The sequence below is a fragment of the Micromonospora coriariae genome (genome assembly GCF_900091455.1).
GTDB lineage: Bacteria > Actinomycetota > Actinomycetes > Mycobacteriales > Micromonosporaceae > Micromonospora > Micromonospora coriariae.
In genome coordinates this window covers 2,776,693-2,798,692 of sequence record NZ_LT607412.1, presented here as the reverse complement: position 1 = coordinate 2,798,692, position 22,000 = coordinate 2,776,693, and the positions used below count along the sequence as shown (strand labels likewise).

Genomic DNA, 22,000 nt, shown 5'->3' with positions numbered 1-22,000 from the left:
GCGCTCCCGGGACCGGGCGCGCCGACGCCGGCGTGGTCAGCTCAGCAGACCGCCGAGCAGGCCACCCTCCTGCTGCTGCGCGCCGCTGCCCATGATCGGCGGCTCCTCGGAAGGCTGAACCACCACGAAGCCCTGGCCGGCGAAGCTCATCGTGAAGGACTCGCCGGTGCGTCGCCCGAGGAGCGTGCCGAGGCCGAGCTGCTCGGCCCGGTGGTAGCCGGTCTGGAGATTGGCCGACCAGCAGACCGCGGCCTGCGGGTCGACGTACGTCGGGGCGTCCACGTTCAGCACCACAGGGGTGCCCTTGGTCGTGATGGCGATCCGGCCGTACCCGCTGAACACGCAGTTGAACAGGCCGGACGAGGAGGCCATCCCGGCGCCGCCGACCATCCGGATGTCGTACTGGAGGGTGGAGTCGAAGGCGAGCACGCTGGAGCCGTTGATGGAGAGCGCGTCGCCCGGCTCAAGGTCGATGATGTGCACGTCCTTGGCCAGCTCGGCGAGGAAGACGTCACCCTGGCCGGAGACCTTCATCAGCGGGACGCCCTCGCCGGTGAGCTTCTGCTTGAGGAACTTGCCGAGCCCGCCCGAACCCAGCGCCTGGAACTGCACCTGCCCCTGGTAGGCGACCATCGACCCGACCCGGGCCATCGCCTCGCCGTTGAGCTCGATCTTCAACATTTTGGAGTTCTGCAGCCGCATGCCGGCCTGTGCGGACTCCTTCTCCAGATTCTCCGCGGAGAACAGCTCGCTGCGCATGAAAGGTGCCTCCTGAAAAGGTCGCGGTCGCTGCACCGACGGTAGGCGACCAGGGCAACCACGGACCATCGGCCGAGTGGCGCGGCGGGTCGGTCAGGCGACGATCGGCCGCGCTCAGCCCCAGCCCAGCGCGTGCAACCGCGCGTCGTCGATGCCGAAGTGGTGGGCGATCTCGTGCACCACGGTCACCGCCACCTCGTCGACGACGTCCTCGTCGTTGTCGCAGATCCTCAGGATCGGGCGGCGGTAGATGAAGATCCGGTCCGGCAGCACGCCCGAGTAGTCCCAGCCCCGGTCGGTCAGCGCGTGCCCCTCGTAGAGGCCCAGCAGGTCGGGCTCGCCCGGCGGCGGGTCGTCCTCGACCAGGATCACCACGTTGCTCATCAGGCCGAGCAGTTCCTCGGGCACCTCGTCGAGGGCGTCGCCGACCAGCTCCTCGAAGCGTTCGCGAGTCATCTCCACCGGCACCCCACCCATTCTGCCCGACCCCGTGCCGGCCGACGGATCACGATCAGCGGCGCGGGACCGGGATCCGCCCGTTCACGGAGAGAGCGGCCGCCCGGGTGCGGGCGGAGACCCTGTCCGTGAACGTGCGGCGTACGGGTCGACCGGCTCAGGAGGCCAGGCGGGCGGTGAGGGTGATATCGGCGCCCGGCGAGAGCAGGCGGGAGATCGGGCAGTTGGCCTTGGCGGCCTCGGCGAGCTTCTGGAACTCCGCGTCGTCGATGCCCGGCACCTGGCCGACGGTCTCCAGCTCGATCCGGGTCACGGTCATCCCGGCGTCGGTCTTGTCCAGGTGGACCTTGGCGGTGGTCTCGACCGAGGTGGGCGTCGAGCCGGCGTCGGCGAGGGCCTTCGAGAACGCCATCGAGAAGCAGGCGGAGTGCGCCGCGGCGATCAGCTCCTCGGGGTTGGTGCCCTCGCCCTCCTCGAAGCGCGACTTGAAGGAGTAGTTGCCCGACAGGCCGCCCTTACCGGTGCGGACGGTGCCGGACCCCTCGGTGAGATTGCCCTGCCATTGTGCGGAAGCGGTACGGATTGGCATGACCAGAACGCTAGCGGAAAGGCGTCCGCCGGGCGACCGACCGGCACGGACGCCGGCCCTGCGATTCCGGTCACCACCCGTCGGCTGTGCCATGATTCGACGCAGGCCCGTGACCGGCGGAAGGATGGCCGATGTCCGAGGAGCTGCCGATCCCACGGCAAGGCGACCGGTCCGACGGCCCTGCCGTGGTCGAGTGGGGTACCGACGAATCGGCCCGGCGGCACCGGTTCGGCCGAAGTCTGGCCGGTTTCACCCGGGACCCCCGGCTGCCTGTGCTGCTCGCCGGGCTCGGCGCGGTGGCCGGGGTCGCCTCGCTGGTCGGGGAGTGGCTGGTGATGACCGTCCCGAACGGCGGCCCGGAGGGGAACACCACGATCGAGGTGCCTGCCGGGGTGTCCGAGGTCGGCGGCCTGGGGGTCGGTTACCTGGTCGGGCTGCTCGGCCTGGTCTGCACCGTCGCGCTGGCGCTGCGGGGCACGGCGGCTGTCCGGCCGAACGCCCGGCTGGCCGGGCTCACCCTCGTCGGTGCCCTGCTGGCGCTGCTGGCCGCCGCCACGGTCACGCTCGACGACCCCGGTGAGCGCAACCTCTTCTACTCACCCCAGGAAGGTTTCAAGGTCGAGTACGGCCGCGGCATGGTGATGGCGTTCACCGCCTGCGTGCTGCTCGGTCTCGCGCTGCGGCTGGCGGAGGCCGCTCCGATTGGCGCACAGGCCGGGCCGACGGAGGACGACCGGGCCGGGGACGGCGCGGCGGGACGAGGCTGGCGCCGCCGCCGGGACCGTGACCCGATCGACGACGGCCCGCCCCCGCCGGCCGACCTGACGGTCACCTCGGCCGCTCCGTTCGCCCGCCCCGAACCCCCGGCCTGAGCCGCGTCGGGGACGCGATGCGACGCTCTGCCCACACCGTCTGACCTGCGATTCATGGACACCGACGGTGTGCCGCCCGTTGGCGCCTGATTCGCCTGGAAGCCATGGTTGCGCCCTGTTCCGCGAGGTACGGTTGCTGCCCGCCGTAACGCCGGGTCTCGGCACCAGTACCGCACGGCAGGCTGCGACGGCGGCGGGCGAAGGAGGAACGATGACCCGCCCGGGACTGCCCAAGCTGATCGCGACCGACCTTGACGGGACGCTGGTTCGCAGCGACGACACCGTCTCCGCGTACACCCATGGGGTGCTCGACCGGGTGCGGGCCGCCGGCATTCCGGTGGTCGGCGCGACCGGGCGCGGACCGCGGTTGACCGAGCTGACCCGCAACGACATCCGGGCCGCCGATTTCCTGGTGATGGCCGGCGGCGGGTGGGTGGTCGATCAGAGCGACCCGACCGGCCCGGTGGTGCTCCGCGAGGAGCGACTGGCCGGCGAGGTGCTGGCCACGCTGCTCGCCGACCTGGAGGCCGAGGTCGGCCCGCTGACCGTCATGGTCGAAGCATCCGACGAGCACGACGCCCCGCTCTGGGGCGACTACCACGCGAGCTGGCCCTACCAGGACCGGTTCGAGGCGCGTACCCGCGCGGAGTGCCTCTCCTGCGACGTGATCAAGGCCTTCGCCCGGACCGCCGACCACCACGTGGACGAGTTGCTGGCCGTGGCCCGCCGGATCGTCCCGCCGCAGGTCGCCACACTCACCCAGGCCGGGCTCGGCTTCATCGAGATCTGCCCGCCCGGGGTGGACAAGGCGACGGGGCTGACCGTGGTCGCGCAGACGCTCGGGGTCGACCCCGCCGACGTGCTGGTCTTCGGTGACATGCCCAACGACCTGCCGATGTTCGAATGGGCCGGCTGGTCCCGGGTGGCGGTGGCCAACGCGCACCCCGCCGTCCGTGCCGCCGCCGACGAGGTGACCCTCCGCAACGACGACGACGGAGTGGCGGTGTATCTGGACCGGCTACTGTCCCGGTGATGGGAGAGACACCTCGACTGATCGCCACCGACATCGACGGCACGCTGATCCGCGACGACCACACGGTCAGCGCGCGCACCGCCGGCGTGCTCGCCCGGATCACCGGGCAGGGCACACCGGTCGTGCTGGTCACCGGCCGTCCGGTCCGCTGGCTGAAGATGGTGTACGACCAGCTGGCCGAGCCGCTGCCGGCGGTCTGCGCCAACGGAGCCGTGGTCTACGACCCGGCCCGCGACGAGGTGCTGCGCGCCGACCCGCTCGCCCCGCAGCACCTGGCCGAGGTGGCCGAGCGGCTGCGTGCCGAGGTGCCCGGCATCGCCTTCGCCGTGGAGATCCTGGACAGCCGGGAGATGCGCCACGAGGAGCGGTACCCGCTGCGCTGGGACGCCGACCACGAGGCGATCCGCCCGGTACGGACGCCGGAGGAGCTGCTGTCCGTTCCGGCGGTGAAGCTGCTGGTGCGGGCCGGCGAACAGGACCCGGACGTCTTCGTCGAGCTGGTCGCGGCGGCGGTGGCCGGGCTGGCCGAGGCGACGCACTCGTCGAACTCCGGGCTGGTGGAGATTTCCGCGGCGGGAGTGACAAAGGCGGCCGGGCTCGACTGGTACTGCGACCGGCTCGGCGTGGCGGCGGCGGACGTGCTGGCCTTCGGCGACATGCCCAACGACGTGCCGATGCTGACCTGGGCCGGGAGGGGCGTGGCGGTGGCCAACGCCCACCGCGCCGTCCTGGCGGTCGCCGACGAGGTGACCGCGGCGAACTCCGAGGACGGCGTGGCGGCGTACCTGGAGAAGATCTTCGGGGTGGACTGAGCCGGTCGGATCAGAGGTACTGGCCGGTGTTGTGCCCCTCGCCACCGGTCGGCTGGCCGACGCCGGGCATCCCGGGCACGATCCCCCCTGGACCGCTGGGCAGCGCCTGCCGGCCACCCCGCATCTGCTCCAGCTGGACCCGGGCGGCCATCTGCTGGGCGACCAGGGCCGCCTGGATGCCGTGGAACAGGCCCTCCAGCCAGCCGACGAGCTGGGCGTGCGCGATCCGCAGTTCGCTCTCGCTCGGGGCCTTGTCCTCGGCGAACGGCAGCGAGATCCGCTCCAACTCGTCGCGCAGCTCGGGGGCGAGGCCCTCCTTCAGCTCGACGATGGACCGCTCGTGGATCTCACGCATCCGGTTGCGGCTCGCGTCGTCGAGCGGGGCCGCCTTGACCTCCTCCAGCAACTGCTTGATCATGCTGCCGATCCGCATGACCTTGGCCGGCTGCTCGACCAGGCGGGTCGGGTCCTCGCCCTGCCCCTCCTCGGTCTGCACCGTGCCGATCGGCCGGCCGTCCGGGCCGACCACCACCACGGTGCCGGAGTGGCCGGAATCGTCGCGGTCGGTCTCGTCGTTCTGTGCAGCGGAGCGCGCTTCGGTCATGGGGTCCATCTTTACCCAGCGGGCTCAACCCATACCGCCCGGGACCGACTCCCGGGTCCGAACCACCCGAGCGGGGCGCGCTACCGTCACGCCATGCCTGCCGATCCGCGCGAGGTGCTGACCCGGCCCGCTCCGGAGCCCGACCGGACCGTGGCGTACGGCGACCACCCCGACCAGGTGGCCGACCTGCGGCAGCCGGCCGGCACCGGCAGGGCACGGCCACTGGTCGTCGTGGTGCACGGCGGCTTCTGGCGGGCCGAGTACGACCGGCGGCACACCGGGCCGCTGGCCGCCGCGCTCGCCGCTGTCGGCCACCCGGTGGCGCAACTGGAGTACCGGCGCACCGGGGAGCCGGGCGGCGGCTGGCCGGGAACCATGACCGACGTGCTGACCGGGGTCGCGGCACTGCCCGCGCTGGCCGCCGAGGCGCTGCCCGGCCGGGTGTCCCGGGCCGCCCCGATCCTGATCGGCCACTCCGCCGGTGGCCACCTGGCGCTGTACGCGGCGGCCACCGCGCCCGCGACGGTGGGTGGCGTGCTCGCCCTGGCCCCGGTGGCCGACCTGGCTGAGGCGTACCGGCAGGATCTGGACTCGGGCGCGGTGGCGGCGCTGCTCGGCGGCGGCCCGGCGCAGGTCCCGGACCGGTACGCGGCGACCGATCCACGCTCGTTGGTGCCGACTCGGACACGCACAGTAGTGATGCATGGGTCGGCCGACCAGCAGGTGCCGGTGACGATGAGCCGGGCGTTCGTGGCGGCGGCGCGTGCCGCGGGATCCGATATTTCCCTTGTCGAACTGCCCGGATGCGAGCATTTCGGGCTGATCGACCCGGAGTCCCCGGCCTGGCCCCGCGTCCTGGTTATGTTGCGGTCCCTGCACGATGATCACTAGCCATTGACGCAGCGTCGCGGAGCAGGTAGAACGCCGGAGGGGCGCTGTTCTGCCCTGCAACGCTCCTGGAAGGAACTCGGTGTCGCAGATGAATCGCAGGCGGGCGCTCCAACTGTTGGCCGCGCTCGGTACCACCGGATTCGCCGCCGCGTGCGGCTCCGACACCGACGACCAACCGACCGCCAACCGGGGCCCGGTCAAGATCGGTCTGATCACGCCGCAGGCCGGCGGCTTCAAGAGCATCGGTGAGGACATCACCAACGGCTTCCAGCTCTTCCTCGACCTGCACGACCAGCGGCTGGGCGGACACCCGGTGGAGCTGCTGACCGCCGACGAGGGTGACACCGCCAAGACCGGCAAGGCCGCCGTTGACGACCTGCTCTCCAAGGGCGTGCTGGCGCTCACCGGGGTGGTCAACTCGGCGGTGATGGTCGGTATCCGGGACACCGTGGAGCAGGCCCGGGTCCCGCTGATCGGCTCCAACGCCTCGCCGAGCAGCCTGCAGAGCGTCTTCTACATCTGGCGGACGTCCTACGTGCTGGACGAGGCCGGCCGGGCGCTCGGCCGCTATCTGCGCGACCGGCTGCCGTCGAACGGCCGCATCGCGATGATCATGCCGGAGAACGTCGGCAGTCCGGACGTGGTGCGGGGCTTCCGCCAGGAGTTCGGCGCCAACGACCCGCGGATCGCCGATCCGGTGACCAACACCAACCCCACCCCGAACCCGGGGAAGAACACCTACGTCGCGGACATCCGCAAGGCGCTGGCCAAGAAGCCGACCGCGGTCGTCTGCTTCTACGCCGGCGCGGCGGCCGTGGAGTTCATCAAGCAGCTGCGTGACCAGTTCTCCGGGCCGGTGTACGCACCCGGCTTCCTCACCGAGGGCACCGTGCTGGAGAGCATGGACAGGGACGCGCTGGGTATCCAGACCGCCCTGAACTACTCGGCCGACCTGAACAACACGTCCAACCGGGTCTTCGCCTCGGCCTATCGCAAGAAGTACCAGGTCACCCCGACCACCTACGCGATGGCCTCGTACGATGCGGCGCAGGTGCTCGACCAGGCGATCCAGCTGACCGGCGGGTCACCCACCCCCCAGCAGGTCAACCTGGCGCTGGGCAAGATCGGCCAGATCGACAGCCCACGTGGCATCTGGCAGTTCAACCAGCCGCGCACCCCGCAGCAGAAGTGGTACCTGCGGGAGGTGCAGCGCGACGGTCAGGTCATGTCGAACGTGCTGATCAACGAGCTGGCCACGCTGGGCTGAGCGCCCCTGGAGCAAGGTGCGGGGCCGGTCTCCCGAAAGGGAGGCCGGCCCCGAGGCGTTCGCGGGTCAGTGCCGGAGTTCCCCGATACAGCACTTCACGCTGCCGCCGCCCTTCTTCAGCTCGGCCAGCTCGACCGGGACCGGGGTGTAGCCGGCGGCCTTGAGCTTGCCGGCCAGCCGGGTGGCCTCGCTGTTGAGGACCACGTTCGCGCCGTCGCTGACCAGATTGAGGCCGAAGGCCATCGCGTCCTCGTCGTCGGCGATCACCGCGTCCGGGAAGAGCTGGGTGAGCACCCGCTGGCTGGCCGCGGAGAACGCGCCCGGGAAGTACACGATGTTCGCGTCGTCGATGGCCGCGAGCGCCACGTCCAGGTGGTAGAAGCGGGGGTCGATCAGCCGCAGCGACACCACCGGACGACCCAGCGCCTCCTGCGCCTCCGCGTGCGCCGGGATCTCGGTGCGGAAGCCGTGCCCGGCCAGGATGAGCCCGCCGTGCGCCTCCGGCACGTACGCGAAGTCACCCTCGCCCTCGTTGGTCTCGCTCGGCGCGATGAACCGCCAGCCCTGCGACTCGTAGAAGGCATGGTGCAGGGCGGCCTCGGCGGCCCGCTGCTCATGCTTGAACCGCGCGCCGTAGACACTGCCGTCCACCACGAAGCCGCCGTTGGCGGCGTACACCATGTCGGGCAGGCCCCGCTCGGCGGTGAGCAGGTGCACCTCGTGGCCGAGGCCGACCAGCGTCTCGCGCAGCCGGTCCCACTGCTTGACGGCCAGTTCCCGGTCGACGGGGGTGGTCACGTCCATCCACGGATTGATCGCGTACTCCACCGCGAAGTGCGCGGGCGAGCACATGAGATATGTCCGCTTTCGCGGGACTCGCTGCTGGTTCACGGTCACCAAGAGTAGGTACCGTTGAACTTTGGTAACAGCCACAACCATTGCTTCCCAGAGGCGGAACGTTGCAGATAGACGCGGTAGACCAGCGGATCATTGCGTTGCTCGTCGCCGACGCCCGCGCGTCGTACGCGGACATCGGCACCCGGGTGTCACTCTCCGCCCCGGCAGTCAAGCGCCGGGTCGACAGACTGCGCGCCACCGGCGTGATCAGGGGATTCACGGCCGTGGTTGATCCGGCGGCCGTCGGCTGGACCACCGAGGCGTTCGTCGAGCTGTTCTGTGCCGGCCGGACCACCCCGGCGCAGATCGGCGTGGCGGCCCGCCGGCACCCGGAGGTGGTCGGCGCGTACACCGTCTCCGGTGAGGCGGACGCGCTGGTGCACCTGCGTGCCGCCGACATCGCCCACCTGGAGGCGGCGTTGGAGCGGCTACGCGCCGAGTCGTTCGTGACCTCCACCCGCAGCACCATCGTGCTCTCCCGGCTGGTCGAATCCCCCGGCGTCGGCCCCTCCACCCGCTGACCGGCCGCTCCCGTCGGGGCCGGGCCGATGTACTCGCGCCCGCGCGGTGATCGATGGGAACCGGAGCGGGCCGGGCCGCGTCGAACCGCAGTGGCCCGGCCCGGACGGGCGGCCACCGCAGCATGACCCTCCCTCCCCGGCGGGTGGGGCCTGGTTCTCGGGGTATCCGGGCCCCACCCGCCCTTGACCTCAAGCCCGGTTGAGCAGATGAACTTGTGGCCTGGTGTGGGCACGATGCCCACCGCGGCCGAGGGGGTTCCGTGCGGGCAGTCTGGATACGTGCATTCGGTGGGCCCGAGGTGCTGGTGCCCGGCCCGACGCCTGACCCGGTGCCCGGCCCCGGTCAGGTGCTGATCGACGTCGCGCACGCGAACATCACATTCGTCGAGACGCAGCAGCGCTCCGGTCGCCCCGGGCCGTTCCGGGTCACCCCACCGCTGATCCCCGGCAACGGCGTCGGCGGGGTGATCGTGGCCGTCGGGCCGGGCGTCGACCCCGGGCTGACCGGGCGGAGGGTGGTCAGCGCCACGGGCGGCTCCGGCGGATACGCCGAACGGGTGGTGGTGGACGCGTCCACGCCGATCGAGGTCCCGGTCGGGCTGGCGCTGGACGCGGCGGTCGCGCTGCTGGCCGACGGACGTACCGCCACGATGTTGGTCGAGGCGGTCGGCGTCCACCCCGGGGACCGGGTGCTGGTGGAGGCCGCGGCGGGCGGGGTGGGCAGCCTGCTGGTGCAGCTCGCGGCCCGGGCCGGTGCCCGGGTGATCGGCGTGGCCGGTGGGCAACGCAAGGTGGACCTGCTGCCGGGGCTGGGCGCCGATCTGGCTGTCGACTACGGCGTGCCGGGCTGGGCTGACCGGATCCGGGACGCGGTGGGCGGGATCGACGTGGTGTTCGACGGTGTCGGCGGGCCGGTCGCCCAGGCGGCCTTCGAGCTGCTGACCCCGGGTGGCCGCATGGTCAGCTTCGGGCTGGCCAGCGGCGAGTGGTCACCGGTGTCCGTGGAGGCCGCCACCGCACGGCAGGTCACCCTGGTCCGGCCGGACGCCGCGCCCGCGCGGCTGCGGGCGTACACCGGTCGGGCGCTGGCGGACGCGGCGGCCGGCCTGCTGCGGCCAGTGATCGGGCAGCGTTTCCCGCTGGAGCGCGCCGCCGACGCGCACGCCGCCATCGAGGCTCGCTCGACGGTCGGCAAGACCCTGCTCGACGTCTCCTGAAACCACGCTCACAGGTACATGCCGGTGCGGTGCTCCGACTCGTCGCGCCGGACCGGCTTGTCGCCCTCGCCGAAGAACCGCTTGCCCCCGAACTCGCCGTGCAGCCGGTCGTCCAACTCGTCGGCGAGCCCGGTCATCACCTGCACCGCCAGCATCAGGTGGGTGGCCTGGAAGTTGCGGCCGAAGACCGGAATGGACGCCCAGACCGTGTCGTCGGCGCAGTAGAGGCGGCCGATCGGCATCCGGTTGGTCAGCTCGGAGAGCTTGACGTAGAGCCGCTCGGTCGGCTCCACCTCGGTGAGCACCGGGGAGAGGACGTCCACCAGGGGCGGGTTGTCCCGCACCCGGACGAAGACCATCGCCGAACCGGCGCGGATGTTGATGTCGCCGTCCGAGTCGACCTGCAACCGGTCGGTGTCGGACTTCAGCATGGTCGAGACCACTGTGCGGACCCGATCCGCCAGGTCGAGCACGTCGTCCCGCTCGACCTGCGCGGCGGCCGCCTCGGCCAGCGCCTCCTCCAGGTCGGCCTCCACGTCGGCGTCCGGACCGAACTCGCTACGCGCGGTGCCCAGCGGCTCCACGGTCAGCGGCTCACCCTCGGCGTCCTGCACCAGGTAGACCAGGAACGCCGGGTGCGGGGCGCCGTAGACGTCGCGCAGCGTCCGGGAGAGCAGCGCGGCGATCCGGGTCGCCTCCGCTGTTGTGCCGTCCAACCCGAAGGAACCGCCGGAGCCGGCCACCACCCCGGGCGGGGACCAGCCGAGCGCGACCATGTCCGCCACAGCGGCGCGATCCAACCGGTAGCCCGCCGGCAGGGCGGCGTTGCCGACCGCCCGGGCGGAGAGCCGGCCGTCGCCGTCCACGTCGACGCTGATCGAGTAGACGGCGTCCCCGGTCCCGGAGGCGGTGGGGTCCAGGGTGAGTTCGAGGTGCGCGCCGGCGGGCAGCTCCCGCAGCCGGACGGCGAGCGCGCGGGCGAACTCCTGCCACGCCTCCGTCACCTTGGCCCGCAGATCCGTGGTGCTCGGTTCGTCGAGCAGGATCGACTCCGCCGGCTCGGCCGTACCGCCGGGCAGCTCATTCTTCGGCGCCGAGGGGTGGTCATCCGTCATGATCGCCTCCGTCCGTCACGATCACCCTACCCACGCCGTCCGGGCGTCGAATCAGCCCGGACCGTGACCGGACACCGGCAATGGCCCGGCGGTCAGACCGCCGACGGGTCGGCGGGATCGGCGCCCAACTCGACCGGCCAGGTGGCCGCGAGGGCGCTGAGCCGGGCGGCGGCGTCCGCCGGGTCGGCGCCGCGACCCACCGCCAGCCCCAGCAGGTACGCCGTGATCGGCGCGCCCGGTCGCAACACCTGGTGGGCGACGTCGCGGGCCAGGTCCAGCACCACCGGCACGGGCACTTGGGCCGGGCCCAGGTCCAGCTCGGTACACGCCGCCGTCACCCAGTCGTCCATCACCGTCATCGCGCCCACTCCTCCGCCCGGCGTACGTCCTCGTCAGTGTCGCAGTCGAACCAGGGCGGCGGGCCGTCACCGGACCAGGGCACCTCGCGGACGACGAGCCCGGCCAGCAACGCCCGGACCGGAGCCCCGGCGAGGCTGCCACCCCGCTCGGCCGCCAGCCGGTCCAGCCCGGCACGCAGCGCGGCGACCCGCCACACCCCGCAGAGGGACTGCCGCCGCCCGTCCGCGTCGACGAAACACACCCCGTCGGGTAGCCGCTCCGAACCGACCGGGCTGCCGCCGCTCGCCGGTCCGGTGTGCCGAGGCGCGGCCAGGTGGGTCAGCAGCTCGCCGATCGCGGCGCGGGTGAGCAACGGCAGGTCGGCGGCGAGCAGCGCGACCAGGTTCGCCCCCGGGTCGAGCAGTGCCAGCCCGGCCGCCGCCGCGGCGACCGGTCCCCCGCCGGGCGGGTCCTCCCGGGTCACCCGAACGCCGGGCGGAACCGCGCCCGCCGGACCGACGAGCACCCGCGGCGCGGCATCGGCGACCGCGGCCAGCACCCGGTCGCGCATCGGCCGGCCGCCGACCGGGAGCGCGGGCTTGTCCACCCCGCCCATCCGTCGGGCGGCCCCACCGGCGAGCACCACCGCGGCGTACGTCCCCATCCGGCCACCGTAGCCGTGCCGCCACCCGGTCGGCGGCCCGCGCCGATGCCCGGTGGCCGTGCGGGCGTACCGATGCGAGGTGCAGGATGGCGGGATGGGACGGGCGACTGACCGACGGGGCGTACTCCGGATCGACCTGGACGCGGCGGCCGACGGGCGTGGACCCGTCCGCCGGCCGGACAACCTGGCGGTGGAGGAGCCGCTGGAGATCCGGGTGGGCCCGGCCGGCCCCGGCCGGCGGCGGCCGCTCGCGGTCACCATGCGCACCCCCGGGGACGACCTGGACCTGGCCATCGGCTTTCTGCTGACCGAGGGGCTGATCCGGTCGACGGACGACGTGCAGACCGCGCAGCTGTGCGCCGGCGCGGAGACGCCGAACACGTACAACGTGGTGGACGTGGTGCTCACCCCCGGGGTGCCGGAACCGACCACCGACCCGTCCCGGAACTTCTACACGACCAGCTCCTGCGGGGTCTGCGGCAAGGCCAGCATCGACGCCGTCCGCACCCGTTCGCTGTTCCCGGTGGCGGCGGACCCGCTCACCGTGCCGGCGGCCCTGCTCGCCGAGCTGCCCGACCGGCTGCGCGCCGGCCAGCGCGGCTTCGACCGGACCGGTGGGCTGCACGCGGCGGGGCTTTTCACGCCCGCCGGAGAGCTGGTGGTGCTCCGGGAGGACGTGGGCCGACACAACGCCGTGGACAAGGTGATCGGCTGGGCGGTGCGGGAACGACGGCTGCCGCTGGCCGGGCACCTGCTGCTGGTCTCCGGCCGCGCCAGCTTCGAACTGACCCAGAAGGCGTGGATGGCCGGGTTGCCGCTGCTGGCCGCGGTCTCCGCCCCGAGCACCCTCGCCGCCGAACTGGCCGACGAGGCGGGGATGACGCTTGTCGGTTTCCTGCGCGGCAACACGATGAACGTCTACGCCCGTCCCGAACGGGTCACCATCTGATCGGCCAGCTAGTCGAACAGCCCCAACCGGATCGCGGCGTCACGGGCCAGCAGGAAGCCGGCGATGCCGAGGATCCAGCCGAGCATGCCGCCGGAGTGCCGCACGATCCAGGCGTTGAGCCGGACCAGCACCGGCTCGACCAGACTCGGCCAGGCCATCCGCGCCCCCAGCAGCAGCACCGCCGGCAGCACCATGACCAGGCAGTAGCCGGCGAGCAACCCCACGATCTCCGCCGCGCCGAGCCCGGACGTGGTCAACAGGCCGACCGCCCCGAGATACGGCAGCATCGTCGCCATCTCCGCGAGCGCGGCGAGTAGCGCCAGCCCCACCAGCCATCGCGCCGAGGAGTCGCCGGCGGTGACCCGGTCCCGCCAGCGCAGCACACCGCCGCCGCGCGGGCGTCGTTTGCCGTCGTACCGGAAGCTGAGCGCGAACAGCCCGACCCCGAGGACGAGCTGTGCCCAGAGCACCGGCCGGTTGTCCAGCGCCCCGCCGAATACGTCGGCCAGCCGGCTGCCCCCCACGGCGAGCAGCAGCCCGACCGCGAAGTAGAAGACGGCGATGGTGCCGAGGTAGACGAGGATCCGCCGGGCGTTGACCGTCCCGGGCGCGAGCAGCAACCAGACCGGGATGAAGAGGGTGCCGATGCTGGTGCTGTCGACCAGGGCCAGCCCCGCGAGCGACAACAGCAACCCGGCGGTCATGGCGTACCCGGGCGAAGAGTGAACACCAGATCATTCTTCGGTGGCGGCTACCTCACCGCGTCGGCCGCGAACAGGAGAAACGCGTACATCGTTCGACGGAGGCCAGCAGGGCTGTCGAGCCATGATCCGGTCAGTTGACCAGAGCGATCCTTCCAGGGGCATGGCGTGCCTCGCTCAACTCGTGTGCGGCCGCGGCCGCGGTCAGCGAGAACGTTGCCGCGACAGGAATCTGTAGCCCACCGGATTCGGCAAGGCGCACCGCGATGTCGAGCCGGTAGCACCGACGGTATTACCGAGCTGGTCAGCGGCTGCCACGTCGGCGCCTCCTGCGAGGGCGGACCACGCCGGGCATCCCGACCGACGGCCAGCCGTCCAGCTCGGACGGGGGCACGCCGCGCCGGAGCAGGTCGTCCAGCAGCACGGCCAGGGAGTAGTCGGGGTGCAGGCTCAGCGTGCGCTCGAGCGCGACCGCCGCCAACGCCCCCTGCCCCGCCCGCCAGGCCGCGAACGCCAGCAGTGCGCCCGGAGCGGCGGTCAGCTCCGACTCGGCCCGGCGCAGCACGTCGGTCCAGAGGGCGATGTCCCGGTCACGGCCATCGGTGCGTTCCCAGGCGTGGTCGCGGATCGGCAGATGCGTCAGCAGCAGGCTCAGCCAGGCCACCTCGTCGTCGTCGAGCCGTTCGCCGCGCCGTTGCCGGTGTTGCGCCGCACGGACCGCCGCAACCCCGGCAGAGCGCAGCGCCCGGCCGCCGAGCAGATCGCTCGCGGGCGCCTGCTCGACCAGGTCGGCCAGTCGCCGCTCGGCCCGCGCGGTGGCCGCGCGCAGCGCGTCGCGCGCCGGGCCGTCGACCGGTGACACCTGGGCCACGAGGGCGGCCCGGTCGGGGAGCGCGACCTGGCCGGCGAAGACCGCCGAGGCGGTCACCTGGTTGGCGGCCGGGTCGTAGCGCCGGCCCTCGGGCGGACAGCAGTCGACCTCGGCGCAGAGATAGGACCACCACCGGCCGTCGGTCACCCGCAGCGCGTCCAGCACCTCCAGCCCGGCCCCGGTCAGGGCGGCGCGCACCGCGTCCACGCTCGGCGTCACCCGGTCCGGCGGCCCGTAGCCCACCACGGTCGCGGCCTCCGCGCCCTGGCGACGGATCACCCCGGCCAGGTGCCGTGCCCGCTCGACCGGATCGGTCGACGGATCGGGCAGGTCGGCGCGGGCGGCGAAGATGATCCGCCGCCCGCGCAGCGCCACCGCGACCACGCTGTCGGCGGGGTGGAAGCCGAGCAGGTACGGCACGGCGGCGAGCAGGTCGGCGGGTGAGCGGACGGCGAGCCGGGGGCGTTCGGTCGAGGTCATGCGGGGAGCCTGCGACGGGCTCGCCCGGCTTCGCCGCCCCTGTGGACGACACGCGGCTTATCCACAGTCACTCCCCGTATTGTCCCTGGTCAACGTCCATCTCCAGGTGCTCAGAGCGGACCGGTGGCGCCGGTGGCCGACCTGATGTGTTCGGGTGGTGCCGTTGTGTCGTGGGGAGCGGTTACCGTGCGCTGATGGACCTGGCGTATCTGCGCGCGCACCCGGCACACCTGCCGACGTTCCTGACCCACCAGCGGATCCGGGAGACGCCGGTCGCCGGTGGGCACATCTGCGCCGCCGCCCGACTCACCCTGGACGACGGCCACTCGGTCTTCACCAAGTCCTGGCCGGAGCGGGCCGACCGGCCGGTGCCGGAGGGCTTCTTCGCCGCCGAGGCCGCCGGGTTGCGCTGGCTGCGCGAGGCCGACGCGATCGCCGTACCCGAGGTGATCGTGGCGTTGCCCGACCTGCTGGCGCTCGACTGGGTGGAGCCCGGCGAGCCGACGCCGGAGGCGGCCGAGCGCTTCGGCCGGGAGTTGGCCGACCTCCACCGGGCCGGGGCACCGGCCTTCGGTGCGGCCTGGCCCGGTTTCATCGGAGCGCTCGAGCAGGACAACACCCCCGACGACGGTCCCTGGTCGACGTGGTTCGCCCAGCGGCGGCTCGCGCCCTACCTGCGGCGATCGGTCGACGCCGGCGCGCTGAGCCGCGACGATGCCGCTCTGGTGGAGCAGGTGATCGGCCGGGTGGGCGAGCTCGGCGGGAATGAGCCGCCGGCCCGCATCCACGGCGACCTGTGGCCGGGCAACGTGCTCTGGGGCGCCGACGACCGGGCCTGGCTGGTGGACCCGGCGGCGCACGGCGGGCACCGGGAGACGGACCTCGCCCAGTTGGCGCTCTTCGGTGGCATCCCGCACCTGGCCCGGGCCCTGGCCGCCTATCGGGAAAGCTGGCCGCTCCCCGACGGCTGGCGCGACCGGGTGCCGCTGCACCAACTGCACCTGCTGCTGGTGCACACCGCGCTGTTCGGTGCCGGATACCGAGATGCCGTCGTCCAGAATGCCCGCGCCGCCCTGGGCCGGCCCGAGCGCGCTACGGTCGACAGATGAGCGTCACCCCGCGGACCGACGGCGTCCTCGTCGACCGGTTCGGCCGGGTCGCCCGGGACCTGCGCGTGTCCCTCACCGACAAGTGCAACCTGCGGTGCACCTACTGCATGCCGGCCGAAGGGCTGCCCTGGCTGGCCGGTCCCGAGCTGCTCACCGACACGGAGATCGTCCGGTTGGTCCGGGTGGCCGTCGAGCGGCTCGGCGTCACCGAGGTGCGGTTCACCGGCGGCGAGCCACTGATCCGACCCGGGCTGGTCGACATCGTGGCCGCGGTCGCCGCGCTGGAGCCCCGCCCGCGGATCTCGCTCACCACCAACGGCATCGGCCTGGACCGGCTCGCCCCGGCGCTGCGCACGGCCGGCCTCGACCGGGTGAACGTCTCGCTGGACACCCTGGACCCGGACCGGTTCGCCCAGCTCACCCGTCGCCCCCGGCTGGACGCGGTGCTCGCCGGGCTCGCCGGGGCCGCCGCCGCCGGGCTCAGCCCAGTGAAGATCAATTCCGTGTTGATGCGCGGCGTCAACGAGGACGAGGCACCGGCCCTGCTGCGCTTCGCCGTCGACCACGACTACCAACTGCGGATCATCGAGCAGATGCCACTGGACGCCCAGCACGGCTGGGACCGCAGCACGATGGTCACCGCCGAGGAGATCCTCGCCTCCCTGCGTACCCGCTTCGACCTCAGCCCCGACCCGGCCGAACGCGGCGCGGCGCCGGCGGAGACCTGGCTGGTCGACGGCGGCCCGGCCCGGGTCGGCGTGATCGCCAGCGTCACCCGCCCCTTCTGCGGCGACTGCGACCGCACCCGACTGACCGCCGACGGCCAGGTCCGCGCCTGCCTCTTCGCCACCGAGGAGTCCGACCTGCGCGCCGCCCTGCGCGCCGGCGCGGACGACGACGACCTGGCCCGACGCTGGCGCACCGCGATGTGGGGCAAGCGCGCGGGCCACGGCATCGACGACCCCACCTTCCTCCAGCCGACCCGGCCGATGTCCGCGATCGGGGGCTGAGACGTGGACCTGAGGCCGCTGACGGTCCGCTACTTCGCCGGCGCGCGCGCCGCCGCCGGCCGCTCCGAGGAGGCCGTCGCCGCCGGTCGGTCGCTCGATGACCTCACCGCCGAGCTGGCCCAGCGGCACGGTGACCGGTTGGCCGCCGTGCTGCGGGTGGCGAGTTTCCTCGTGGACGGCGTGACCTGTCATGATCGGCAGGCACCCCTGCCAGGCGGGGCCACGATCGATGTCCTGCCCCCGTTCGCGGGCGGCTGAGGGAGGCACAGATGTTGGCGGTTCTGGGGTTCGTGGCCGTCCTGGCGCTGGTCATCGGCCTCATCCACCTCTACCTGTGGAAGCGGCTGATCCGGGACACCACCACGCCGGGCCGCCTGCGACGGATCGGCGGCGTCGCGGCCCTGGTGCTGGCGCTGCTCGTGCCGGCCACCCTCGTCGGGACGCAGGCCGGGTTCTACTGGCTCGCCTGGCCGGGCTACCTCTGGCTCGCGGTGATGTTCTACCTGCTGGTCCTGCTCGCCGTGCTGGAAGTGCCGATGCTGGCCACCCGGCTGGTGTTGCGCCGCCGGGTCACCGCCGTCGAGCCGACCACCGCCGCACCGGAGCCGGTGCTGGTCGGCGCCGCCGGGCCGACCGACCCGCCGGCCGCCAGCGCGGTCCGTGCACCCGACCACGACCCGGCACGCCGGCTGCTGCTGGCCCGCGGTGCAGCCATCTTCGCCGGCCTCACCGCCACCGGCATCACGGGGTACGGGGTACGCACCGCGCTCGGCCCGCCGCAGCTGGACCGGGTGCAGATCCCGCTCGGCAAGCTTCCGCGCAGCATGGACGGCCTGCGCATCGCCACCGTCTCCGACATCCACCTCGGGCCGCTGCGCGGCCGGGCGCACACCGAGCGGATCGTCGCCGCGATCAACCGCCTCGACGCGGACCTGGTCGCGGTCGTCGGTGACCTGGTCGACGGTTCGGTCGCCGAGCTGGGATCGGCAGCCGCGCCGCTGCGCGGCCTGCGCTCCCGCTACGGCAGCTTCTTCGTCACCGGCAACCACGAGTACTACTCGGGTGTGGAGGAGTGGGTCCAGGAGGTGGACCGGCTCGGCCTGCGGGTGCTGCAGAACCAGCGGCAGGAGATCCAGGCGCGGGGCGGCGTACTCGACCTGGCCGGCGTCAACGACCTTTCGGGCACGGGCACCGGCCTCGCCGCCGGGCCGGACTTCGCCGCCGCCCTCGGTGGCCGCGACCCGAGCCGCCCGGTGGTGCTGCTCGCGCACCAGCCGGTGCAGGCGAAGGAGGCGGCCCGGTACGGCGTCGACCTGCAACTGTCCGGGCACACCCACGGCGGGCAGGTGGTGCCGTTCAACCTGGCCGTCCGGCTCGAACAGCCGGTGGTCAGTGGGCTCGGCGAGGTCGACGGCACCAAGGTCTACGTGACCAACGGCGCGGGCTTCTGGGGTCCGCCGGTCCGGGTCGGGGCCGAACCGCAGATCAGTCTGGTCGAGCTGCGCTCGGCATAGCGGACGTCACGTCCGCGCGTGGCGGCCGGCGGCCGGCGCGGCGGGCGTGACAGGATGCGGCGTGCCCCCGTTCAGCGCCGTACCCCCCGGTGGCCTCCCGCCATTCGTCGCGGACCTGCACATCCACTCGAAGTACTCGCGCGCGTGCAGCCGCGACCTCACCCTGCCGAACCTCGCCTGGTGGGCCCGGCGCAAGGGCATCGCCCTGCTCGGCACCGGTGACTTCACCCACCCCGCCTGGTACGACCACCTCCGGGACACGCTGCGCCCGGCCGAACCGGGGCTCTACCGGCTCGACCCGGAGGCGGAGCGGGACATCGCCCGCCGGCTGCCGCCCAGACTCGCCGGCACGGCGGAGACGGATCCGGTCCGGTTCATGCTGAGCGTGGAGATCTCCACCATCTACAAGCGGGACGACCGGACCCGCAAGGTGCACCACCTGATCTACCTGCCCGACCTGGACGCGGTGGCCCGGTTCAACGCCGCGCTCGGCCGGATCGGCAACCTCGGCTCCGACGGCCGGCCGATCCTCGGCCTGGACTCCCGCGACCTGCTGGAGATCACCCTGGAGGCGAGCCCGGACGGATACCTGATTCCGGCGCACATCTGGACGCCGTGGTTCTCCGCGCTGGGCTCGAAATCCGGCTTCGACGCGATCGCCGACTGCTACGCCGACCTGGCCGAGCACATCTTCGCCGTGGAGACGGGCCTCTCCTCCGACCCGGCGATGAACTGGCGGGTCGGCAGCCTGGACCGCTACCAACTGGTCTCCAACTCGGACGCACACTCCCCGCCGGCGCTGGGCCGGGAGGCGACCGTGCTGACCGCCGAGCGGAACTACTTCGCCGTCCGGGAGGCCCTGCGGACCGGCGATGGCCTGGCCGGCACCATCGAGTTCTTCCCCGAGGAGGGCAAGTACCACGCGGACGGGCACCGGCTGTGCGGGATCAACTGGTCCCCCGAGCGGACCCGGGCCGCGGACGGACGCTGCCCCGAGTGCGGCAAGCCGCTCACCGTGGGCGTGCTCAGCCGCATCGAGGAGCTGGCTGACCGAGCGGAGGGGCACCGGCCGGCGCACGCCCGGGAGGTCACCCACCTGGTGCCGCTGGCCGAGATTCTCGGTGAGATCAACAGGGTGGGCGCCCGGTCGAAGAAGGTCGAGGGGCGGCTCAACGAACTGCTCGCCGCGCTCGGCCCCGAGCTGGAGATCCTGACCACGACGCCGCTGACCGACATCGCGCAGGCAGGCGGCGAGCTGCTCGCCGAGGGCATCGGGCGGCTGCGGCGCGGCGACGTGCGCCGGGTGCCGGGCTACGACGGCGAGTACGGCGTGATCACCCTCTTCGACCCGGCGGAGCTGGGCGGCAGCGCCGGCACGGCGCAGGAGACGCTGTTCGACGTACCGCTGCCGGCGCAGCGGAAGCCCGCGGAGCCGGCAGCCCGGGCGGCAGCCAGGCGCCCGGCGGCGGCGAAGCCGGAACCGAAGCGCAAGGTGGCCCCGCCACCCGCCCCACCGATCGCATCGCCGCCGTCACCGCACGAGCCGTTCGAGCCGATGCTCGCGGGCATGGAGGAGGTCGGCACCGGCCTGCTGGACCGGTTGGACGCGATGCAGCGGGTGGCCGCGTCCGCGCCCGGCGGCCCGCTGCTGATCGTGGCCGGCCCGGGCACCGGCAAGACCCGGACGCTGACGCACCGGATCGCGTACCTCTGCGCGGAGCTGAACGTCTTCCCCGAGCACTGCCTTGCCATCACGTTCACCCGCAGGGCCGCCGAGGAGCTGCGGCACCGCCTCGACGGCCTGCTCGGCCCGGTCGCCGAGGACGTCACAGTGGGCACCTTCCACGCGCTCGGGCTGAGCATCCTGCGGGAGAATGCCGACGCGGCGGGCCTGCCGGTGAACTTCCGGATCGCCGACGACGCCGAGCGGGCGGCGGCCCGGTCGGAGGCCGGCGACGACCCGTCCGGCTACACCGCGTTGCTGCGCAAGCAGGATCTGGTTGACCTGGACGAGCTGGTGAGCCTGCCGGTGGAGCTGCTGCGGGCTGACCGGGAGCTGGTCGGGCGGTACCGGGACCGCTGGCGGTGGATCTTCGTCGACGAGTACCAGGACGTCGACGCGGTGCAGTACGAGCTGCTGCGGTTGCTCAGCCCGGCCGACGGCAACCTCTGCGCGATCGGCGACCCGGACCAGGCGATCTACTCGTTCCGGGGTGCCGACGTCGGCTACTTCCTGCGCTTCTCCGAGGACTTCACCGACGCCCGGCTGGTCCGGCTCAACCGCAACTACCGCTCCTCGGCTCCTATCCTGGCCGCCGCCGTGCAGGCCATCGCGCCGTCCTCGCTGGTTCGGGGCCGACGGCTGGACCCGGCCCGGCTCGATCCGGAGGCGCCGCTGGTCGGCCGCTATCCTGCGGCGTCCGTCGCCGAGGAGGCCGACTTCGTGGTCCGTACGGTGGACGAACTGGTCGGCGGGCTGTCCCACCGGTCGCTCGACTCGGGTCGGATCGACGGGCGGTCCACCACGCTGTCGTTCTCCGACATCGCAGTGCTCTACCGCACCGACGCGCAGGCCGCGCCGATCGTGGACGCCCTGGCCCGGGCCAACATTCCGGTGCAGAAACGCTCACACGACCGGCTGCGGGACCGGCCCGGAGTGGCGGCCATCGCCCGCGAGCTGCGGCACGCCGACGGGTTGGCCGGCTCGCTGGCCGCCCGGGTGCGGCTGGCCGGCCAGGTCGTCGCGGAGCGCTTCGCCGTGCCGACCCTGGACGGTGCCGGCGTGGGCCGTCCCGAGGACGTCCGCTCTGCGGTGGATCTGCTGACCCCGCTGGCCCGACGCTGCGGCGACGACCTGGAGACGTTCCTGTCGCAGCTGGCCACCGGAGCCGAGGTGGACGCGCTCGACCCGCGGGCGGAGGCGGTCACCCTGCTGACGCTGCACGCCGCGAAGGGCCTCGAGTTCCCGGTGGTCTTCCTGGTCGGCGCGGAGGACGGGTTGCTACCGCTGCGCTGGCCGGGCTCGACACCCGACGAGGATGCGGTCGCCGAGGAGCGACGGCTCTTCTTCGTCGGCCTGACCCGCGCGCAGGATCGGCTGTACGTCACGCACGCCGCACGCCGTGTCCGCCACGGCGTCGAGCGCGACTGTGCGCCGTCGCCATTCCTCGGCGCGATCGATCCGGGGCTGTTCGAACGGTTCGGCGAGGCCGAGCCGCGCCGGCCGAAGGACCGCCAGCTCCGCCTCATTTGAGATCCCGCTCCCGTCGCGGCGGCCTGCGGCCCGCCCCGACCGGACCAGTGGCCTGCTCTGAGGCGCGCCGCTCAAGG

At 73.0% G+C, this 22,000-nt stretch carries 23 protein-coding genes and 1 pseudogene; 13 read left to right on the top strand and 11 right to left on the bottom strand.

Annotated elements, in window-relative coordinates; translation table 11 throughout:
* Positions 1-36: 36 nt before the first annotated feature.
* The 3 genes from GA0070607_RS13115 to GA0070607_RS13105 all read right to left on the bottom strand — a co-directional run bounded on the left by GA0070607_RS13115 (position 37) and on the right by GA0070607_RS13105 (position 1,804).
* Positions 37-759, bottom strand: a complete 723-nt coding sequence (locus tag GA0070607_RS13115; protein ID WP_089018467.1) for an AIM24 family protein — start codon at positions 757-759, stop codon at positions 37-39.
* A gap of 114 nt (positions 760-873) precedes the next feature.
* On the bottom strand, positions 874-1,221 hold the full coding sequence (locus tag GA0070607_RS13110; protein ID WP_172899025.1) for a metallopeptidase family protein: 348 nt from the start codon (positions 1,219-1,221) through the stop codon (positions 874-876).
* Between the two features lie 151 nt (positions 1,222-1,372).
* On the bottom strand, positions 1,373-1,804 hold the full coding sequence (locus tag GA0070607_RS13105) for an OsmC family protein (RefSeq protein WP_089018466.1): 432 nt from the start codon (positions 1,802-1,804) through the stop codon (positions 1,373-1,375).
* A gap of 131 nt (positions 1,805-1,935) precedes the next feature.
* Between GA0070607_RS13105 and GA0070607_RS13100 the strand changes: the two genes are divergently transcribed.
* The 3 genes from GA0070607_RS13100 (at position 1,936) to GA0070607_RS13090 (ending at position 4,521) form a co-directional block, all read left to right on the top strand.
* Complete coding sequence (locus GA0070607_RS13100) at positions 1,936-2,676, top strand: hypothetical protein (RefSeq protein ID WP_089018465.1); 741 nt, start codon at positions 1,936-1,938, stop codon at positions 2,674-2,676.
* Between the two features lie 211 nt (positions 2,677-2,887).
* Positions 2,888-3,709 carry an HAD family hydrolase gene (locus tag GA0070607_RS13095; protein ID WP_089018464.1) on the top strand — a complete coding sequence of 274 codons (822 nt, stop codon included), beginning with the start codon at positions 2,888-2,890 and terminating at the stop codon, positions 3,707-3,709.
* Entirely contained in the window at positions 3,709-4,521 is an 813-nt protein-coding gene (locus GA0070607_RS13090) for an HAD family hydrolase (RefSeq protein WP_089018463.1), read from the top strand. The genes GA0070607_RS13095 and GA0070607_RS13090 overlap by 1 nt, the downstream gene beginning before the upstream one ends.
* A 10-nt stretch (positions 4,522-4,531) precedes the next feature.
* On the opposite strand, the gene GA0070607_RS13085 is transcribed toward GA0070607_RS13090, so the two are convergent.
* Positions 4,532-5,134, bottom strand: a complete 603-nt coding sequence (locus tag GA0070607_RS13085; RefSeq protein ID WP_089018462.1) for a bacterial proteasome activator family protein — start codon at positions 5,132-5,134, stop codon at positions 4,532-4,534.
* A gap of 84 nt (positions 5,135-5,218) precedes the next feature.
* On the opposite strand from GA0070607_RS13085, the gene GA0070607_RS13080 reads away from it, so the two are divergent.
* Both GA0070607_RS13080 and GA0070607_RS13075 read left to right on the top strand, forming a co-directional pair.
* The gene (locus GA0070607_RS13080) at positions 5,219-6,016 is read left to right on the top strand and encodes an alpha/beta hydrolase family protein (RefSeq protein ID WP_089018461.1); all 798 of its coding nucleotides are present in this window, start codon (positions 5,219-5,221) and stop codon (positions 6,014-6,016) included.
* A 79-nt stretch (positions 6,017-6,095) separates the two neighbouring features.
* On the top strand, positions 6,096-7,283 hold the full coding sequence (locus tag GA0070607_RS13075; protein ID WP_089018460.1) for an ABC transporter substrate-binding protein: 1,188 nt from the start codon (positions 6,096-6,098) through the stop codon (positions 7,281-7,283).
* Positions 7,284-7,349: 66 nt separating this feature from the next.
* On the opposite strand, the gene ddaH is transcribed toward GA0070607_RS13075, so the two are convergent.
* A complete protein-coding gene (gene ddaH, locus GA0070607_RS13070) occupies positions 7,350-8,183 on the bottom strand; it encodes a dimethylargininase (protein ID WP_408630882.1) in 834 nt (277 codons plus the stop codon).
* Positions 8,184-8,242: 59 nt separating this feature from the next.
* Between ddaH and GA0070607_RS13065 the strand changes: the two genes are divergently transcribed.
* Positions 8,243-8,701 (top strand): Lrp/AsnC family transcriptional regulator, encoded by a 459-nt coding sequence (locus GA0070607_RS13065; RefSeq protein WP_074315467.1) that lies wholly within the window; start codon positions 8,243-8,245, stop codon positions 8,699-8,701.
* 260 nt (positions 8,702-8,961) lie between these two features.
* Positions 8,962-9,918: a zinc-binding dehydrogenase gene (locus GA0070607_RS13060; protein ID WP_089018458.1), complete on the top strand. Its 957-nt coding sequence runs from the start codon at positions 8,962-8,964 to the stop codon at positions 9,916-9,918.
* 8 nt (positions 9,919-9,926) lie between these two features.
* Here the strand turns inward: GA0070607_RS13060 and GA0070607_RS13055 are convergent, their stop codons facing one another.
* From GA0070607_RS13055 to mobA, 3 genes are all read right to left on the bottom strand, one after another.
* Positions 9,927-11,033, bottom strand: a complete 1,107-nt coding sequence (locus tag GA0070607_RS13055; RefSeq protein ID WP_089018457.1) for a T3SS (YopN, CesT) and YbjN peptide-binding chaperone 1 — start codon at positions 11,031-11,033, stop codon at positions 9,927-9,929.
* Between the two features lie 92 nt (positions 11,034-11,125).
* Positions 11,126-11,392 carry a DUF6457 domain-containing protein gene (locus GA0070607_RS13050; RefSeq protein ID WP_089021821.1) on the bottom strand — a complete coding sequence of 89 codons (267 nt, stop codon included), beginning with the start codon at positions 11,390-11,392 and terminating at the stop codon, positions 11,126-11,128.
* Entirely contained in the window at positions 11,389-12,036 is a 648-nt protein-coding gene (gene mobA, locus GA0070607_RS13045) for a molybdenum cofactor guanylyltransferase (RefSeq protein WP_089018456.1), read from the bottom strand. The genes GA0070607_RS13050 and mobA overlap by 4 nt, the downstream gene beginning before the upstream one ends.
* A 94-nt stretch (positions 12,037-12,130) precedes the next feature.
* Here mobA and fdhD point away from each other — a divergent pair, with 94 nt between their 5' ends.
* Positions 12,131-12,985, top strand: coding sequence for a formate dehydrogenase accessory sulfurtransferase FdhD (fdhD, locus tag GA0070607_RS13040; RefSeq protein WP_089018455.1), 855 nt, complete (start codon positions 12,131-12,133; stop codon positions 12,983-12,985).
* A gap of 8 nt (positions 12,986-12,993) precedes the next feature.
* On the opposite strand, the gene GA0070607_RS13035 is transcribed toward fdhD, so the two are convergent.
* The 3 genes and pseudogenes from GA0070607_RS13035 to GA0070607_RS13025 all read right to left on the bottom strand — a co-directional run bounded on the left by GA0070607_RS13035 (position 12,994) and on the right by GA0070607_RS13025 (position 15,037).
* Positions 12,994-13,689, bottom strand: a complete 696-nt coding sequence (locus GA0070607_RS13035) for a GAP family protein (protein WP_089018454.1) — start codon at positions 13,687-13,689, stop codon at positions 12,994-12,996.
* Between the two features lie 130 nt (positions 13,690-13,819).
* Positions 13,820-13,960 (bottom strand): annotated as a pseudogene (locus tag GA0070607_RS13030) (zinc-binding dehydrogenase); the annotation flags it as partial.
* Positions 13,961-13,990: 30 nt separating this feature from the next.
* A complete protein-coding gene (locus GA0070607_RS13025) occupies positions 13,991-15,037 on the bottom strand; it encodes a DUF4192 domain-containing protein (protein ID WP_089018452.1) in 1,047 nt (348 codons plus the stop codon).
* Between the two features lie 194 nt (positions 15,038-15,231).
* Here GA0070607_RS13025 and GA0070607_RS13020 point away from each other — a divergent pair, with 194 nt between their 5' ends.
* The 5 genes from GA0070607_RS13020 (at position 15,232) to GA0070607_RS13000 (ending at position 21,923) form a co-directional block, all read left to right on the top strand.
* Positions 15,232-16,146 (top strand): fructosamine kinase family protein, encoded by a 915-nt coding sequence (locus GA0070607_RS13020; RefSeq protein WP_089018451.1) that lies wholly within the window; start codon positions 15,232-15,234, stop codon positions 16,144-16,146.
* Entirely contained in the window at positions 16,143-17,156 is a 1,014-nt protein-coding gene (gene moaA, locus GA0070607_RS13015; RefSeq protein WP_089018450.1) for a GTP 3',8-cyclase MoaA, read from the top strand. Before GA0070607_RS13020 ends, moaA begins: the two co-directional genes overlap by 4 nt.
* Positions 17,157-17,159: 3 nt before the next feature.
* On the top strand, positions 17,160-17,414 hold the full coding sequence (locus GA0070607_RS13010; RefSeq protein WP_089018449.1) for a MoaD/ThiS family protein: 255 nt from the start codon (positions 17,160-17,162) through the stop codon (positions 17,412-17,414).
* Positions 17,415-17,425: 11 nt separating this feature from the next.
* Entirely contained in the window at positions 17,426-18,670 is a 1,245-nt protein-coding gene (locus GA0070607_RS13005; protein WP_089018448.1) for a metallophosphoesterase, read from the top strand.
* Between the two features lie 61 nt (positions 18,671-18,731).
* Positions 18,732-21,923: a UvrD-helicase domain-containing protein gene (locus GA0070607_RS13000; protein WP_089018447.1), complete on the top strand. Its 3,192-nt coding sequence runs from the start codon at positions 18,732-18,734 to the stop codon at positions 21,921-21,923.
* Positions 21,924-22,000 lie beyond the last annotated feature (77 nt).